The following is a 17,349-nucleotide window of genomic DNA, read 5'->3' on the forward strand; positions in this document are numbered from 1 at the left end:
ACCGGAGTGCCGGATAACTCGGCAAGCCGCCGGCATTGCAGGGCAGGCCCGGATGGCCGGGGCACTCCGCGAGTCGCAAAAGGAGTGGCTCCGGTACCCACTGAGCCGGTGCGCCGTCGTCGTGCGGTGATTCCGCTGAGTCTGCGGAAGCGCCCGGCGAGTTGGTCTTAGGTAGGCTGGAAGGACATACACCGCCATCAAGACGGGAGCGCATCATGAAGATCAGCGTCGGACAGCTTAACCCCAGCGGGGACGTGACCGAGAACCTCCAGACGGTGCGCTCGCTCGCGGAAGAAGCCAAGGCCGACGGCGCCGAGCTGGTCGTGTTTCCCGAGGAATCGATGTTCACCGTGCGCCACGTCGAGGGCGACCTCGCCGCCGCCGTGGACGCCAACTGGACCAAGTTCGTGCAGCAGCTGTCCTTCATCGCCGCCGAAGTCGGCATCGCGATCATCGCCGGCGGCTACGAATCCAGCGGCGAGGAACGGCCGTACAACACGCTGGTGATCGTCGACGCCACCGGCCGGATTGTCGACACTTACCGCAAGCTTCACCTCTACGACGCGTTCTCGTATCAGGAGTCCAAGCGGATCAAGCCCGGCGACGGCGGCCTGAAGATCGTGCAGCTGGGCGACCTGAACTTCGGGGTGCTCACCTGCTACGACCTCCGCTTCCCCGAGCTCGCCCGCGCGCTGGCATCGGAGGGCGCCGACGTACTGTGCGTTCCGGCCGCCTGGTTCAAGGGTGACCACAAGATCGACCACTGGGAAACGCTGCTGCGCGCCCGTGCCATCGAGAACACCTGCTGGGTGGCCGCGGCCGGCACGTCGAGCACCAACACCGTGGGCCATTCGGCGATCCTGGACCCGATGGGCATCCCGAAGGGCTTCCTGGACGACGAACTCCGCGGCGTGGTCACCGTTGACGTGACCAGGCGCCGGATCGACGAGGTGCGCGAGTTTTTGCCGGTGCTCAAAAACCGGCGGCTCACCAGCACGGTGGAGATCGTCTCGGCGCACTGATGCTGCGGGCCCGGCGGCGGCCGGGCGGCGGCCGAAGGGGCGGCCGGGGGCGGTCAAAAATATTTTCGAGAAAGTTTTCCCCAACCCGTAACTTTTCCGTATCCCGCCGCGATTACGTAGATGAGGAAGCCGCGCCAAAGCTTAACCCCCCAACAAGCTGTGGCGCGGCTTCTGTCATCCCGGTGGTCGGGATGTGTTGACGCCGGTGAGCCTTCGGGCTCCGGGGCCCGGACAGAGTCCAGGCCCCGGATTACTCCGAAGCCTGGACTCTATTGGTTGAGGCGGTTATTTACCGTCCGGTCCGAAAGGACCAGCTGGTGGCCGACAGCCGGTTGCCCGAGGCATCCTTGATGCTGCTGCTCAGCTGAACCTTGTAGCTGGCATTGGCCTTCAGGTTGCTCGACGGGTTCAGGGTTGCCGTCTTGGTGCTCGAGTTGTAGCTGATCTTGGCCGAAACGGTCTTGCCCTTGCTGTCGATCAGCTTGAAGCTGGACCCGCTGACTCCGGAGACAGTCTCGCTGAACTTCACGTACACGTTGCCGCTCCGGCTGACCGACGTGGCTCCGGCTGCCGGCGTCCGCTTGGACACCGTGGGCCGGCTTTCCGTCGTGAAGCTCCAGCTGGAGGCCGCCAGGCGGTTGCCGTTGACGTCCGTGATGCCGTTGCTGAGGCTCACCGTGAAGCGGGTGCTGCTCGGCAAAATCGCCTTGGGAGTCACGGTGACCGTGCGCTTCGCAGAGTTGTAGCTGACCGTCGCCGGTACAACCGCGCCTGCGGCGGTCTTCAGCGTCACCGTGCTGGCGCTGACGCCCCGGACCGGTTCGCTGAACGTCACCGTCAGGTTCCCATTGGTGGCCACGTTGGTGGCGTTCACCGCCGGGGTCCTTCCGGCGATGGCCGGTGCGGCTTCGGTGGTAAAGCTCCAGGTGGTGGCCGTGATCGGGTTACCCGAGAGGTCCCGGATGCCACCGGTCAGCTGCACCGTGTAGGTGCGGCTGACCAGCAGGTTGGCGGGGTCGAGGGTAGCCGTCCGGGTCGCGTCGTCGTAGCTGACGGTTGCCGTCACTGCCGTGCCGGCCGCGTTGGTGACCCGGAAGGTGGTGCCGTTGACTCCGGTGACCGGTTTGCTGAACGTGGCGGTGATGTTGCTGTTGGTGGCCACGTTGGTGGCGTTCACCGCCGGGGTCCGTTCGGTGATGACCGGTGCGGCCTCGGTGGAGAAGTTCCAGGTGGTGGCCGTGATCGGGTTACCCGAGAGGTCCCGGATGCCGCCGGTCAGCTGCACGGTGTAGGTGCGGCTGGCCAGCAGGTTGGCGGGGTCGAGGGTAGCCGTCCGGGTCGCGTCGTCGTAGCTGACGGTTGCCGTCACTGCCGTGCCGGCCGCGTTGGTGACCCGGAAGGTGGTGCCGTTGACTCCGGTGACCGGTTTGCTGAACGTGGCGGTGATGTTGCTGTTGGTGGCCACGTTGGTGGCGTTCGCCGCCGGGGTCCGTTCGGTGATGACCGGTGCGGCCTCGGTGGAGAAGTTCCACGTAGTGGCCGGCAGGGCATTGCCCTGCAGATCCCGGATGCCGCCGGTCAGCTGCACGGTATAGGTGCGGTTGGCCAGCAGATTGGCGGGGTCGAAGGTAGCCGTGCGGGTCGCGTCGTCGTAGCTGACGGTTGCGGTCACTGCCGTGCCGGCCGCGTTGGTGACCCGGAAGGTGGTGCCGTCGACTCCGGTCACCGGTTCGCTGAAGGTGGCGGTGATGTTGCTGTTGGTGGCCACGTTCGTGGCGTCCGCGTCCGGGCTGCGCCCGGTCACCGATGGAGCCGGTCCGGCAGTGGTGAACGACCAGCTGGTGGCAGCGAGTGGGTTGCCCGCCGCGTCCCGGATGCCGCTGGTGAGCGCAACGGTGTAGACCGTGTCGATCGCCAGGTCCGCCACCGGGTCGAGCGTCGCCGTTCGGGTCACCGGATCGTAGGTCACGGTGGCGGCGGTCGGTGCCGTTGCTTCCGCGGCCGTCAGCGTGGCCGTCGTCCCGGAGATCCCCTGGACGTCCTCGCTGAAGGTTGCCGTGATGTCGACCCCGACGGCCACGCCGGTTGCCCCGTCAGCAGGAGCGCGGTCCGTCACCGTGGGGGCTTCGGTATCCGTCAGCTCGATGGTCTGGTCGGCAAACCGGAGGCGCTCGACATTGGTGATGGTGTCGGTGCCGTCGTCCCCGCCGCCGCGGACGTGCGCGACGGTCGTGACTCCGTCGACGGTGGTGATGTCGTATTCATCGAGCGCGCCGGAGAAGTTGGCGGTGTCGACGTCGGTCGAAGCCGCACTGTTGAGAATTTCCCGCACGATGACGACGTCGCCCGGGTCGATCCGGCCGGCCATAATATCGGCCTGGATGGTCTTCAGGCTGGTGACTGACCGCAGTTCAGCGCCCTGAGCGTCGCGTACGCTGAGCCGCACGTTCAGCCACTTGTCGCCGTCGATGACGTCATCCGCGCCGTTGCCCCAGATCTGGTCGCTCCCGGAGCCGCCGATGATGATGTTGCCAGCGCCGAACTCGGTGGCACCGGCGGGCAGCAGCTCGGCCAGGCCGGTAATCCGCTTGATGCCCTCGGCGTCCAGCACATTGCTGAGGCCGGGGACCGCCACCTCGTTGTCGGGCTCGGCCGGAATCACGTCATCGCCGCGCAAGACGTCGTCCTTGTCCCAGCCGGAGAGGGCCTCGACCAGCAGGAACCGGTCCTTGAGCGCGTTCGGACCCTCCACGACGATCATGCGCATATCGGAATCGGCTGCTTCGACCGACCGGGCGTGGGTCACCCAGTCGAAGCCGTAGACGCCGTGATTGCGCTCGATCCCGGGACCGGCGACCATGACGTCGTCACCGCCCTCGGCATCGTAGTCGTCCTCGCCGCTGTCGCCGATGAGGACGTCGTGGCCGGGGTTGTTGATGTCGTCGAAGAACGGGGCACCGCTGTCGCCCTGGAGCAGGTCGTTCGCGTTGCCGCCTTCTTGCCAGTCATCGCCGCCGCCGCCGAAAACCGTGTCCGGTCCGTCGCCGGCTATCACGAGGTCATTGCCCTCGCCGGCGAAGGTCTGGTTGCCGTTGAGCCCGCCGTTGGAGAAGTCGTCTCCGTCGCCGGACATGATCACGTCGAGTCCGGGGCCGGCGTCCATCGCGTCGTTGCCCGGCCCGCCCTTGATCACGTCGTCCCCGTGGGAGTCGGTGATCCGATCGTTGCCGGCGCCGCCCAGGAGGGTGTCCGCGCCGTCGTTGCCTTCGATGATGTCACTGCCGCCGTTGCCCCAGACGGTGTCGTTGTCGACGCCGGCCCAGATCCGGTCCGTCCCGTCTGCGCCGCCGGCATCGTCCTTGCCGTTGTAGGTCGCCTGGGCGTTGAGGCCCGGGCGGTCCACGCTGTTGGAGACGCGGTAGCGGATGGTGCCGTCCGCCATGCGGAGCAGCAGTGCTGACTCGTCGCAGGCCGAGGCGGGATCATCGGCCACATTGTTGCCCGTGGTGCCGGTGATGTTGCCCATCTCGAACTCACAGTCGGCGACGCCGAAGACGTCGGCCTTGAGCGCGGAAGCGTCGGTATTGCGCATCACCAGCTCGGCCATGGAGTTGCCTTCGAGCTGGGCCCGCAGGTTCAGGCCCGAGGTGCGGGACAGGTAGTAGAGCCGGTCCCCGTCCTGCAGGTCCGTCATCTGGCGTTCGAAGATGTAATTGAAGGTGGAGCCGAGCAGCCCGCCGAAGAGATTCTGGGCTTCGGCCAGGCCCCCCACCCACAGATCGACCGTGTCCAAACCGGTCCTGGAGGCGGCGCCGTCGTTCTCCCACTCCCCGTTGCTGTTGACGAAATCGTAGGCATCGGCCGGAGTTTCGGCCGCCGGGTCGGGGCTCATGTCGAAGAGTTTCTGCGCCGCCGCGCGCTTGGCCTCGATGCTCGTCGCCCCGGTGATGCTGGGATGCGTGCCGTAAGCGGCCATGAAGTTGACCACCGAATCCGGATGCTTCAGCGCCTGCCCGAAGTCCACCCAGCTGCTGTAGGGCTTCAGGGACGACTCGCTGGTCTTCGCGTAGAGGTCCTTGCGGAAATTGTTCAGCGACGGGACGCCGGTCTCCCGGCCGCGGGCGATGTTGAGCGCGGCCAGGTCCAGGGGCAGCCCGAGCACGCTGTTGCGCAGCGTGTCGGTGACGAACTCGTCGAGCTCTGCGCCCACCTGGTCGGTCATGCCCATCGCGATCGCGCCTGCCGCCTGCTCGGGCGTCATCGTGCTGTCTCCGTTGGCGTAGTAGGCCGGTGGATTCAGGAACGCGTCCAGCAGCGGGAGACCGATGTCGGCTCCGCTGTTGGTCTTCCGATCCACGGTGTCCGTCAGCATGGAGTGACCGAACCGGTAGGTCGCGTGGGCAAACTCCGCCTCGATCGCCGGGTCGATCGCCGTGTCCGACTGGGTGAAGACATTGAACGGATTGATGCCCGGCTGGATCTTGCGAGCGAAGTCCTCGAAGACGATGTGCTGGTACTCCATCTCCGTCACGAACCGTGCGGCCTGGAAGAGGCGCTCCCCGTTCCATTCGCCGTTGGGCAGCTTCCACTCGTTCAGGTCCAGGTTCAGGGACGTCAGCAGTTCTTCCATGTAGGTGACCAGCCGGTTGTGCTCCGAATGGAAGACCTGGTGGACGGCGGTGAGGCCGATGTTCTCGTTCAGGCGGCCGTCGCCGCCAACGAAGTGCGCGTCGAGCATTTCGTCGTCGTAGGTGCCCGGGTCCTGCCGGCCGCTGGTGGGCGTGATGCCGCCGTCCCCGTCGGGTGCCAGGGCCGCGCCCCGCGAGTCGAACGGTGCCGCGAAGTGGGAGATGTCGTCCAGGAACGCGATGCCGATCCGCTGGACATCCGCTGGCGGCGCGACGGGGTTCTCCAGGTTCCCTTCCACGAACTGCTTGTCCTGCGTGATGTACTGCGGCAGCCCGTTGGGGCCGCGCAGGAAGCGCCCGTACTGGTCGGTGGCCAGCATCGGGATGTTCACGACGTCGGCGTCGGAGAGCTTCAGGCCGAGCATGGACTCGGCCTGCGCCTTAATGTCCGCCCAGGTGGCCATGCCGCCGGGTTCGCCTTCGGCCAGTTCGCCGGTCGAGACCGGGTCGCCGTCCTCGTTGAGCTCGTACTCCCGGAGGAAGACGTGATGGGACGGATTCGAGGAGTAGGTCTGGCTCTGGTCAACCCACGGAGAGTCCGTGTTCGTGGCGTCCTGGACGTCGTCGTCGGTGCCGAGCTTGCCGTCGGGTCCGGGCTGGTTCTCCGCCCGGTTGAGCAGCATGAAGTTCGTGGGCGATCCCTCGACGTACAGCGGATCGTCCTTGGCCAGCGGCATCATGACGACGTTGCTGGTCTTCTTGGTGAAGTCGATCCCGTGGTCGAAAAACTGGCCGAAGAGGGCAAAGAAGCCGTTGTATGGCGGCGAGAGCCCGAAGTCGGTGGTGACATTCGGGATGTCGAGTGTCTCGCCGTCGGGAACACAGTTCAGGGGCAGCCCCTCGTCGTCGCAGGGGACCGCCGTCGGGCCGTCGTTCACCGTCCGGTGCGCCTTGCCGGCCGCGGCGATCGCGGCCGGATTGGTGGAGGTCTGGTCCACGATGACGTTGCTGACGAAGCGCGGGTCCGCGTCCCGGATCATCGGAACGTTGACCGACTTGTACGACTGCCCGCCGGCGGTGGTCCGCCATTCCGGTTCTGCCAGCCGCGGGAAGGGCAGGCTGGCGGCGCCGAAGTGCCCTTGGTTGGGCACCAGGTTGTTGTCGGACCCGTCCACCGTGCGCAGCCCGTAGGGCAGCAGCGGATTGGCTATTTGGTTGGGGCCGGGGCCCAGGAGCGGCTGGCCCGGGACGGGCCTGCCCTCGGCGTCTTCCTTGGTGGCGTGGTTTTCCGCGATCTTGATTTGCTTCAGGATGAACCGCATGTCCCCGGCATTGAGGGTCAAGCCTTGGCCTACCGGCGCTGCCAACGCCGCGGGGGCGAGGGCGGAGGGCAACACGCCCGCGCCCAGCACCAGAGCGGCGAGCCCGGCCGTGACTTTCCGGGGGAAGGATGGCCTCCCCTTGTCGGCACGTTCGGTGCCCCTCCTCGGTTGTGGATCGGTTGGTGCAGTAAACACGGTGACTCCCCCTAGTCGAGTGATGTGTGGCTGGCCACAGCATCCGACGAGGACCTTGGGGAAATCCTTGAAGGCTCTTTCCGTCTACTTCCGGGCAGGAAAAAACCCGCCCCTTGTCCCTCGGCCCTCCACGTGGAAGGCCGGGGGACAAGGGGCGGGGCGGCAGGCGCTCGAGGCGGCAGGCCGGCGGGGCGGCAGGCGCTCGGGGCGGCAGGCGCTCGGGGCGGCAGGCCCTCTAGGCGGTCAGCTGCCGCTTGGAGGAGATCACCCCGGTGTCGAAGCCGGCCAGGTGCAGGCCGCCGTGGAAGCGGGCGTGCTCGATCTTCACGCAACGGTCCATCACCACGTTCAAGCCGGCGGCCTCGGCCTCGGCGGCGACCTCCTCGTGCCAGGAGCCCAGTTGCAGCCAGAGCGTCTTGGCGCCGACGGCCAAGGTTTCCTCCAAAACGGTGGGCAGGTCGTCGTGCCTGCGGAAGACGTCCACCAGGTCCGGCACCTCGGGCAGGTCCGCCAGCGACTTGTACACCGGCTGACCCAGGATCTCCTTCGCCACCGGGTTCACGAAATACACCTTGTACGGCGAGCTGGACAGCAGGTACGTGGCCACGAAGTAGCTGGCCCGGCTCGGCTTGTCCGAGGCACCCACGATGGCGATGGATTTGGTGTTGCGCAGGATGTTCAGACGCTCCGCGGCGGACGGGCCGATCCAGGTGCGTTCCGGTGTCGCGGTCACTTGGCGGCTCCTTCTTCGGCTTCGATCAGTTCTTCGACGGACTCGACCACGCGCGTTCCGGGCTCTGTCCGGGGGGAACGCTCCGCCGGGATCGTGCAGGACTCGCCGGCATAGCTGGGCGAGGCGAACTCGGAGCTGTCGAACGCGGCGTCCTCATGGTCGCGGCTGGGGCCGTGCTCGGCGCCGGCCTGCTGCGAGGCGGCCAGCGCCTGGTCCAAATCCCAGAGAATGTCGTCCACGTCTTCCAGACCCACGGAGATGCGGATCAGGTCCTCGGGCACGCCGGCCGCCACCAGCTGGTCGGCGGTGAGCTGCTGGTGGGTGGTCGATCCCGGGTGCAGCACCAGGGTGCGGGCGTCGCCGATGTTGGCCAGGTGGCTGGCCAGCTGCAGCGATTCGATGAACTTCTGGCCCGCGGTGCGGCCGCCCTTGACGCCGAAGCTGAACACGGAGCCCACGCCCTTGGGCAGGTACTTCCGGCCCCGCTCGTAGTGCGGGTGCGCGGGCAGCCCGGCGTAGCTGACCCAGGAGACGCGCTCGTCGGCTTCCAGCCACTCGGCCACGGTGCGGGCGTTGGCCAGGTGCTCGTCCATCCGCTGCGCCAGCGTTTCCACGCCCTGCAGCAGCTGGAACGCGGACTGTGCCGACAGCGACGGGCCGATGTCGCGCAGCTGCTCGGACCGGAGCTTGGTGAGGAAGCCGTACTCGCCGAAGTTGCCCCACCAGGACACGTTGCCGTAGCTGGGCACCGGCTCGGTCATCTGCGGGAACTTGCCGTTGCCCCAGTTGAAACGCCCGGATTCAACGACGACGCCGCCCAGCGTGGTGCCGTGGCCGCCCAGGAACTTGGTGGCGGAGTGGATCACGATGTCCGCGCCGTGCTCGATCGGGCGGATCAGGTAGGGCGTGCTCAGGGTGGCGTCCACGACCAGGGGGAGCCCGGCGTCGTGAGCCACCGCGGCCAGGCCCGCGAGGTCCGCGATGTCGCCGGACGGGTTGGCCACGATCTCCGTGTAGACGGCCTTGGTGTTCTCCCCGATGGCCGCGGCGAAGTCGGCCGGGTCGTTGGAGTCGACGAACGTGGTCTCCACGCCGAACCGGCGCAGCGTCACGTCCAGCTGGGTGATGGTGCCGCCGTAGAGCTTGGACGAGGCCACGATGTGGTCGCCCGCCCCGGCCAGGGCCGCGAAGGTGATGAACTCGGCGGCCATGCCCGACGACGTGGCTACCGCGCCGATGCCGCCCTCGAGCGAGGCGATGCGCTCCTCGAACGCGGCGACCGTGGGGTTGCCGATGCGGGAGTAGATGTTCCCGTACTTCTGCAGCGCGAAGAGGTTCGCGGCGTCGTCGGTGTCTTTGAACACGAACGAGGTGCTCTGGTAGATCGGTACGGCCCGGGCACCGTGCTCGGCGTCGGGCGTGCCGCCGGCGTGCAGGGCACGGGTGCGGAAACCGAATGTGCGTTCAGCCATCAGGCGGTTGCTCCTTCAAAACTTGGGTTCCCGGAATGACGGTCCTGGCGGCACCGGCAGGCACCGTCCGGATCAAAGATTGCTTGCGCTCTCTCCATCGCTTCTGGCGGTAGCACCTTTCCGGTGGCGTCCGGATGGTTGCTGCGGTGTCAAAGAGCCAGATCTCTCAACCGCTCGGGATGGTCCCGTCCATTCTCGCAACCAACGGCCGCGGCACCAAAAAATGTTGAGCCGCGTTGCGTCCGGGCTGTGGGCGCCCGGGCCCTGAGGCGGCACGCCTTGCGGTGGCCCCGGGCTTGCGGCGGCCCGGTACGACGGCGGCGCTCGCCTCTTGCGGCCACTATCTTCGCAGGCCCGGCCGAGGAGGGACGTTCCCGGGTCCGGACAGTTCACCGTAGATTGGGTCTATGGCTGAACTTTCGGCGCTGCAGCGCCTCGCGGGGAAACATGGCGTTGGCATTACCTTCCGCGGCTGGGATGGGGGCGAGAAAACAGTCAGTGAGGCTACGCTGGTTTCCGTCCTCACCGCGCTGGACGTCCCCTGCGCCACCGACGACGATGTGACGGCTTCCCTCCGGGCCGCTGAACTGGCACCGGTGCAGCGCACGCTGCCGCCCGCCGTCGTCGTCCGCCAAGGCAGTGCCACCGAGGTTCCGGTCAATGCGCGGCCCGGCGTCCGTCCGCGGGTCCGGATCCTGCTGGAGGACGGCTCCCGGCGCGACGTCGAGGTGCTGGCCGGCGGGTCGGAGGATGCGGAAGGTGCCCCGCCTGTTCGTTTCACGGCGGTGGTGCCGGCGGACATCCCGCTGGGCTGGCACACGCTGGAGGTAGCGGAACGGCCGGAGTCGATGGAGCCCGGAACCGGCGCGGCCGCGGAAAGATCCGAGCCGATGGAGGCCGGGACCGGCGCGGCCCCGGAAATGCCGGAGGTGATGCAGGCCGGGACCGGCGCGGCCCCGGAGCCATCCGACAGCGAGGCGCGGTGCGCCCTCGTGGTCACCCCGCGGCGCCTGACCACCGCGGACCGCCTGCCCCGGACGTGGGGGTTGATGGCACAGCTGTACTCCGTGCGCTCGCGGTCCTCCTGGGGCATCGGCGACCTGCATGACCTGGCCAGCCTCGCCGAGACGGCCGCGGCCAAGGGTGCGGGGTTCGTCCTTATCAACCCGCTGCACGCGGCGCAGCCGAAACCGCCGGTGGAGCCCTCGCCCTACCTGCCCTCCACGCGCCGGTTCGTCAATCCCCTGTACCTGCGGGTCGAGGACGTGCCCGAAGCCAGCGGCGTCCCGCTGGCCAACAACTTCCACGACGCGAACCTGGACGCCGTCATCCTGGACCGCGACCCGGTTTTTGCGGCCAAGCTGCAGGCTCTGGAAACGGTCTTCGCGGTGCCCCGGTCCGCGGAACGGCAGCAGCGGTTCGAAGCCTTCCGCGCGCAGGAAGGCGAGGGGCTGGAGCGCTTTGCCCTGTGGTGTGCCATGGCCGAAACTGTTCCGGCCGGGGCACCGGAGTGGTCCGATGCCCCTTTCGTCGAAGCACAGCGGAGCGAGCTGAAGGACCGCAGCGAGTTCCATCAATGGCTGCAGTGGCTGTGCGACGAGCAGCTCGAGGCGGCGCAAGCCAGCGCCCTCGATGCGGGAATGAACATCGGGATAGTGCACGATCTCGCCGTCGGCGTCCATCCCACCGGCGCCGATGCCTGGACGCTGCAGGATGTGCTGACCCCCGACATCTCCGTGGGGGCGCCGCCGGACATGTTCAACCAACAGGGCCAGGACTGGTCACAGCCCCCGTGGCATCCGCACCGCCTGGCCGAATCCGGCTATGTTGCCTACCGGGACATGCTGCGGACCGTCCTGCGGCACGCCGGCGGCATCCGGGTGGACCATATCCTCGGGCTGTTCCGGCTCTGGTGGATCCCCGCCGGCAGCCCTCCCAGCGAAGGCGCCTACGTTTATTACGATCACGAGGCCTTGATCGGCATCCTCGCCCTGGAAGCGGAACGGGCCGGCGTCGTCGTTATTGGTGAGGACCTCGGGGTGTTCGAGCCGGGCGTGCAGGACTACCTGGCCGAGCGCGGCATCCTGGGGACCTCCATCCTGTGGTTTGAGTACGAGGACGGCAGCCCCCGCGCACCTGAGCGGTACCGCCGTTCCTGCCTGACCAGCGTCACCACGCACGACCTGCCGCCCACCGCCGGCTACCTGGCGGGCAAGCACGTGGAGTTGCGCGAATCGCTGGGCCTGCTGAACCGGCCCGTGGAGGAGGAACGGGCTTTGGACCAGGCAGCCCAAGAGGCAGTGCTCTCCATGGTGCGCTCGCGGGTTCCGGCCGCGCCACAGCACGACGACGGCGCCGGCCCCGCCGCCGAACAACGCACCGTCGAGGCGCTGCACGCGTTCATCACGCAGACCCCCTCGGTGCTGCTGGGCGTTGCGCTCACTGACGCTGTGGGGGAGCTTCGGACCCAGAACCAGCCGGGCACCGCGGACGAATACCCGAACTGGCGGATCCCGCTGGCCGGGCCGGACGGGGCGTCGGTCCTGATCGAGGACCTGGCCGCCAACGAGCGGTTCAACTCGCTGGTGCGCGCCCTGCGTCAGGATTAGGCGGGTCCACGCCGAGCCGGGAAGCCCCTCGCGGCCCCGCCGGAGGACTGGCAGGTTCAACTGGGCCGGGAAGTCTTCGGCGCCGGCGATGCAGTCCGTTCGCAGGTGTTCGGCGGCCGCTACTCATTGCTGGTCATCCGATGTCCACAATTTCGGGCCGGCAGTGGTGGCGGCCGAAGGGTGCGGTCATCCTCGATTACATGCAGACTCCCGAAATGATCGCCGGCTGGGTGGCGAAAAGAGGAGGAACAGCCCTCGTTAGGGACCTGCGCCGGGCGGGCATCGGACCGGATGCGATCAAGGTGGCCGTCGCGTCGGGCGCCGTGACGTCCCTTCGACGGGGGCTAGTAGGCACTGCCAATGCGGATGCCGATCTGCGCATCGCGATGATGGCTGGCGGGCTCATCACCTGCGTCTCGGCCGCCGGGGAGCTGGGACTCTGGACAGTGAAAGACCCGCCCCAATTGCATCTCTGGGCGGACCATGGCAGACAACCTGAGACCGTGATCAAGCACCGTGGCAGGCTCGCAGCCGAGGGGAGGTGGGGTTACGTAGGGACCCTGGATTGTGTGCTGCACGCAATCCGCTGCCGGCCGCGCTTGGAGGCGCTGGTTATAGCCGAGTCAGCGGTACGCCTCAGACGGGTTTCGAAGGCAGAGCTTATGGATCGTCTGCCGGGAACACGAAACAGCTTGCGGCGGCAGTTGGTGCAGGGCATAGGCCATGACGCCGACTCGCCGTTGGAGGTCATTGCCCGGGAACTCTTTCGCGCTGCCGGGCTCCACGTGGAAACACAGGTGCTGATCCGGGGGCTCGGGCGGGTGGACATGCTGGTGGAAGGCCGCCTCATCATTGAGTTGGACGGATTCGACTTCCACTGGGATCGCGCGACCTTCCTCAAAGACCGGAGACGGAACAACGCGGGCATGCTCAGAGGGCTGCCTACCCTTAGATACGTTTACGAAGACTTGGTCTTCGCGCCGGAACGCGTGGTCGCGGAGGTCCTGACGATGCTGCGGAGGTCGGCCTGACGGACCAGCCTGGGTTCGCTCCCACGTATAGGACAAACTTCCCTCGTTTCGGAAGGGTCATATCGCCCTGACTAGGAGAAACGTCGTGAGCCTCCGCTGAGACGTGGGAGCGAACGGCCGGTGACGCCAAGCGGCCGGCCAAAACTTGGGGAGTTTTGGCCGGCCTCGGGTGGCACGGCCGGTGAAGGCGGAGAAGTTTAGCGTGCGTCGCAGATGGCCTTAATCTGGGCGATGCACGGCTCGTTCTGCAGGCTGGTCGTGTCGCCCAGCTCCGTCCCCTCGAACAACTGGGTCAGCAGCCGGCGCATGATCTTGCCGCTGCGGGTCTTGGGCACGTCGGGGACGAACACCACGTCGCGGGGCTTGGCGATAGGCCCGATCTGCGTGGCAACGTGGTCCCGCAAGGCCGCAATTGCCGCGGCCTGCTTCGTAGTTTCCGCGGCCTGCGCGGCCGTCGCCGTTCCGGAGGCCGGACCGGCCTCCGGCTGCTCAGGGGCCTGCGCTGCGGCCGTCAGCCCCGCAACCCTCGTCCCGATCAGCGACTTGTCGCGCGGCACCACGAAAGCCGTGGCCGCGTGTCCCGTTTTGGCGTCGTAGGTCGGGCAGACGCCGGCCTCCACCACCGCCGGGTGTGAGACCAGCGCGGACTCGATCTCGATCGTGGACAGCCGGTGTCCCGAGATGTTGATGACGTCGTCGGTGCGGCCCAGGATCCAGATGTCGCCGTCGGCGTCGAAGCGGGCACCGTCGCCGGCCAGGAACCAGCCCTGCGCCGCGTACTTTTCCCAGTAGGACGTGAAGTAGCGCTCCGGGTTGCCCCACACGGTCCGCGCCATCGCCGGCCCGGTCCTGGTGACCACAATGTTGCCCTGCTCGCCGGCACCCACCCGGGCGCCGCCGTCGTCCACGATGTCGGTGGCCAGCCCCGGCAAGGCGCGGGTGGCGCAGCCGGGCTTGAAGGACGCATCGGTCTGGCGCGGCGAGAGCACAGTGGCCCCGGTCTCCGACTGCCACCAGGTATCCACCATCGGCACGCCCGACGACGGGTCCCCGGCGACCAGCGAATCCCGCCCCACCTGGGTTCGCAGCCAGCGCCAGGCCTCCGGGTTCACGGCCTCGCCCACCGTGCCGCACAGGCGGATGGAGCTCAGGTCGTACTCGGCCGGAATGCCGTCGGGGAACCAGCCCATCAGCGACCGGACCAGCGTGGGCGCGGTGTAGTAACTGGTCACGCCGTAACGCTCGATGACCTCGAAGTGCCGACCGGGGTGCGGGGCGTTCGGCACGCCCTCGTAGATCACCTGCGTGACGCCGTTGCTCAGCGGCCCGTAGATCTCATAGGTGTGCGCGGTGACCCAGGCCAGATCAGCGGTGCACCAGTGTACGTCGGCCTCGCGCGCGTCCGGATCCGGGTTGCTGAACAGGTACGAGTGGCTGAACGAGGCCTGCGTCAGGTACCCGCCGGTGGTGTGGACCAGGCCCTTGGGCTGGCCGGTGGTGCCCGAGGTGTACATGATGAACAGCGGCGTCTCGGCGTCGAACGCCTCGGCCTCGTGGACGCGCGGCTGCGTCTCGACGACGTCGTGCCACCACACGTCCCGGCCTTCCACCCAGTTGATGTCCGTGTGGCCGGTGCGGTTGATCACCAGCACATGCTCGATCGCGTTCTCGCCCGCGACGGCCGCATCTGCGTTGGCCTTGACCGGGACGGCGGTGCCCCGGCGGTACTGGCCGTCTGTGGTGACCAGCAGCTTGGCGCCGGTGTCCTCCACCCGGAACTTCAGGGCCTCCGCGGAGAAGCCGCCGAAGACCAGCGAGTGCACCGCCCCGATCCGCGCGCAGGCCAGCGTGATCACGACGGTTTCCACCAGCACCGGCAGGTAGATGACCACGCGGTCGCCCTTGCCGACGCCCAGCGCCAGCAGCGCGTTGGCGGCCTGCGAGACCAGCTCCTGCAGCTCGCGGTAGGTCACCGTCCGGCGGTCGCCGGGCTCGCCCTCGAAGTGCAGCGCCACCTTATCGCCCAAGCCGGCTTCGACGTGACGGTCGGCGCAGTTGACCGCGGCGTTCAGCGTGCCGCCGTCGAACCAGCGCAGCTCGGGCCCCCGCCGCGCGGCGCTGTCCACGGAGGTGGCGGAGTGCGCGGTGTGCCACGGCTCGGCCCACTGAAGCCGGGCCGCCGCGCGCTCCCAGAACTCAATCCGCTCGGCCTCGGTCTGCGGCTCCGGCCATTCGGTCACCCGGTCGCGGTACGGCGCCGGCCCTTCCTGACCGACGACGGCGGGGCTCCCGACGGCGCGGCGGCCGCCGGCGGTTTCGGCTACTTCTATGCCCATCTCTTGACTGCCCATTTCTCCGCGACTCCCAGGAGCGCGTCGGTGATCTTGCCGATGATGGCCAACAGGACGATGGCCAGCAGCAGCCGGTCGGTGCGGCCGTTGTTCTGCGAATCCGTGAGCAGAAAACCCAAGCCCATGGAGGAGGCGATCAGTTCCGCCGCCACCAGGAACAGCCACGCCTGGGCCAGGGCCAGCCGCAGTCCGGAGAACACGGCGGGCACCACGGCCGGCAGCTGCACGGTGGTCAGCAGCTTCACGCCCTTGAGTCCGAACGCGCGGCCGGCCTCCACCAGGTTCTTGTCCACGTGGCGCAGGGCCAGCGAGACGGTGGTGAACACGGGGAAGAACGCGCCGATCAGGATCAGCGTGACCTTGGAGTCCTCGCCGATCTTCATCCACAGGATCAGCAGCGGCACCCACGCCAGCGACGGCACCGCGCGGAGCGCCCCGATGGTGGGGGAGAGCAGCACATCGGCAACCCTGGACAGCCCGATCAGCGCGCCGAAGACCAGGCCGAGGGCGGCGCCAAAAGCGAAGCCCAGGAGCACGCGCTGGGTGGAAATGGCCACGTGCTGCGCCAGTTCGCCGCGCTGGATCAGGTCGACGGCGGCCTCGACGACCGCCGCAGGAGCAGGCAGCTGGACCGAGCTGAACAGGCCGGCGGAGGTGCTCCACTGCCAGGCAGCGAGCAGGGCGGCGGGCAGCAGCAGGCCAAGGAGCAGGCGGGCCCAGCCGTTGCCGAGCACCCCGGTCGGGGACCATCCGTTGGCGGGGGAGCGCTCGGTCGAGGGGCCGTCCTGTTCCGGCCGGGGCGCGCCCGCGGTTTTGAGGACGCCGGTGGCCGAGAGGCCGTCCTGACTGGTGGCGTAAATGCTGGCGCCGGAGGCGCCGGGATTACCGAAGTGCGTCATCAGGATTCCTTGATGGCCGACGGATCGGCCTGCTTCACCAGCGAATCGTCGAGCAGGGTGGCGAGGGCCTCGTCGATGTCGGCCTGGCTCTTCACGTCGCCGGTCTCGACGAATGCCGGCCCGACCTTCGCCAGCACGGCGCGCTGCTTCTCGCCCGGGGCCGCTTCAACGTCCAGGTTGCTGCGCTCGGTGATCACCTTGGTGGCAACCTCGAGGTCCAGGCCGGCGACGTCGGCCAGGATCTGAGCCGTTTCCTCCGGGTTCTCGGCGGCCCAGGCGCGGGCCTTCTCGTACGCGTTCACCACGGCCTGGGCGACCTCCGGCTCCTCCTCCAGGAAGGACTCGGTGGCGTTCAGGAAGCCGTAGGTGTTGAAGTCCAGGTTCCGGTAGAACAGCTCGGCGCCGTCCTCTTCTGCGCCGGCCATGATCGGGTCCAGGCCGGACCAGGCGTCGACCGAGCCCTGCTTCAGCGCGGTCAGGCCGTCGGCGTGCTGCAGGTTTTCCACGGTGACGTCGTCGGCGGAGAGGCCGGCCTCTTCCAGCGACTGGAGCAGGAAGAAGTAGGGGTCGGTGCCCTTGGTGGCGGCCACGGACTTGCCCTTGAGGTCCTCGACGGACTCGATGCCGGAGTCGGGCAGCGCCACGAGTGCGGCCCATTCCGGCTGCGAGTAGAGGCTGATGGTCTTGATCGGCGAGCCGTTGGCGCGGGCCAGCAGCGCCGCGGAACCGGCGGTGGAGCCGACGTCGACCGCTCCGGAGCGCAGCGCCTCGTTGGCCTTGTTGGAACCGGCCGACTGCACCCAGTTCACCTCGACGCCCTCGTCGGCCAGGGTGGCCTCCAGCCAGCCCTTTTCCTTGATGACCAGGCTCAGCGGGTTGTAGGTGGCGAAGTCGATGTTGAGCACACCGTCGCCGGTGCCCGCGGCGGCGGTGGCTTCGGAATCCTCACCGGCAACGCAGCCGGTCAGGGCCAGCGAAGCGGTGGCGGCAACGGCGGCGGCGCCGAGGAGCGGGCGGCGGGAGAAACGGCTGGCAAGAGACATAGTGGTTCCTTTGGATGGGGTGCGGAACAGGAGAAATTCCGTTA

General features: G+C 68.0%; 9 protein-coding genes and 1 riboswitch. Of the genes, 3 read left to right on the top strand and 6 right to left on the bottom strand.

Going from position 1 to position 17,349, the window contains the following annotated elements:
- The first annotated feature begins 215 nt into the window (after window positions 1–215).
- Entirely contained in the window at window positions 216–1,022 is an 807-nt protein-coding gene (locus tag AC5RWG_RS11200) for a carbon-nitrogen hydrolase family protein (protein ID WP_494013302.1), read from the top strand.
- Window positions 1,023–1,311: 289 nt separating this feature from the next.
- Here the strand turns inward: AC5RWG_RS11200 and AC5RWG_RS11205 are convergent, their stop codons facing one another.
- The 3 genes from AC5RWG_RS11205 to AC5RWG_RS11215 form a co-directional block, all read right to left on the bottom strand.
- Complete coding sequence (locus tag AC5RWG_RS11205; protein WP_494166922.1) at window positions 1,312–7,167, bottom strand: Ig-like domain-containing protein; 5,856 nt, start codon at window positions 7,165–7,167, stop codon at window positions 1,312–1,314.
- Between the two features lie 235 nt (window positions 7,168–7,402).
- Window positions 7,403–7,900, bottom strand: a complete 498-nt coding sequence (locus AC5RWG_RS11210) for a CoA-binding protein (protein ID WP_494166923.1) — start codon at window positions 7,898–7,900, stop codon at window positions 7,403–7,405.
- Window positions 7,897–9,372: an O-acetylhomoserine aminocarboxypropyltransferase/cysteine synthase family protein gene (locus AC5RWG_RS11215; RefSeq protein ID WP_494002028.1), complete on the bottom strand. Its 1,476-nt coding sequence runs from the start codon at window positions 9,370–9,372 to the stop codon at window positions 7,897–7,899. Before AC5RWG_RS11215 ends, AC5RWG_RS11210 begins: the two co-directional genes overlap by 4 nt.
- Window positions 9,373–9,463: 91 nt before the next feature.
- Window positions 9,464–9,558, bottom strand: a riboswitch (SAM riboswitch).
- A gap of 221 nt (window positions 9,559–9,779) precedes the next feature.
- On the opposite strand from AC5RWG_RS11215, the gene malQ reads away from it, so the two are divergent.
- Both malQ and AC5RWG_RS11225 read left to right on the top strand, forming a co-directional pair.
- Window positions 9,780–11,981: a 4-alpha-glucanotransferase gene (gene malQ / locus AC5RWG_RS11220; RefSeq protein WP_494166924.1), complete on the top strand. Its 2,202-nt coding sequence runs from the start codon at window positions 9,780–9,782 to the stop codon at window positions 11,979–11,981.
- 140 nt (window positions 11,982–12,121) lie between these two features.
- Window positions 12,122–13,012, top strand: a complete 891-nt coding sequence (locus AC5RWG_RS11225) for an endonuclease domain-containing protein (protein WP_494157306.1) — start codon at window positions 12,122–12,124, stop codon at window positions 13,010–13,012.
- Window positions 13,013–13,209: 197 nt separating this feature from the next.
- On the opposite strand, the gene AC5RWG_RS11230 is transcribed toward AC5RWG_RS11225, so the two are convergent.
- Genes AC5RWG_RS11230 through AC5RWG_RS11240 form a run of 3 tightly spaced genes read right to left on the bottom strand, consistent with a single transcriptional unit; the run spans window position 13,210 to window position 17,305 of the window.
- Window positions 13,210–15,348 (bottom strand): acetate--CoA ligase, encoded by a 2,139-nt coding sequence (locus tag AC5RWG_RS11230; protein WP_494166925.1) that lies wholly within the window; start codon window positions 15,346–15,348, stop codon window positions 13,210–13,212.
- Complete coding sequence (locus AC5RWG_RS11235) at window positions 15,339–16,262, bottom strand: ABC transporter permease (protein WP_494101015.1); 924 nt, start codon at window positions 16,260–16,262, stop codon at window positions 15,339–15,341. The genes AC5RWG_RS11230 and AC5RWG_RS11235 overlap by 10 nt, the downstream gene beginning before the upstream one ends.
- A complete protein-coding gene (locus AC5RWG_RS11240) occupies window positions 16,262–17,305 on the bottom strand; it encodes an aliphatic sulfonate ABC transporter substrate-binding protein (RefSeq protein ID WP_494166926.1) in 1,044 nt (347 codons plus the stop codon). The genes AC5RWG_RS11235 and AC5RWG_RS11240 overlap by 1 nt, the downstream gene beginning before the upstream one ends.
- Window positions 17,306–17,349: the final 44 nt, after the last annotated feature.

Source organism: Arthrobacter sp. Y3221160, from assembly GCF_059092585.1.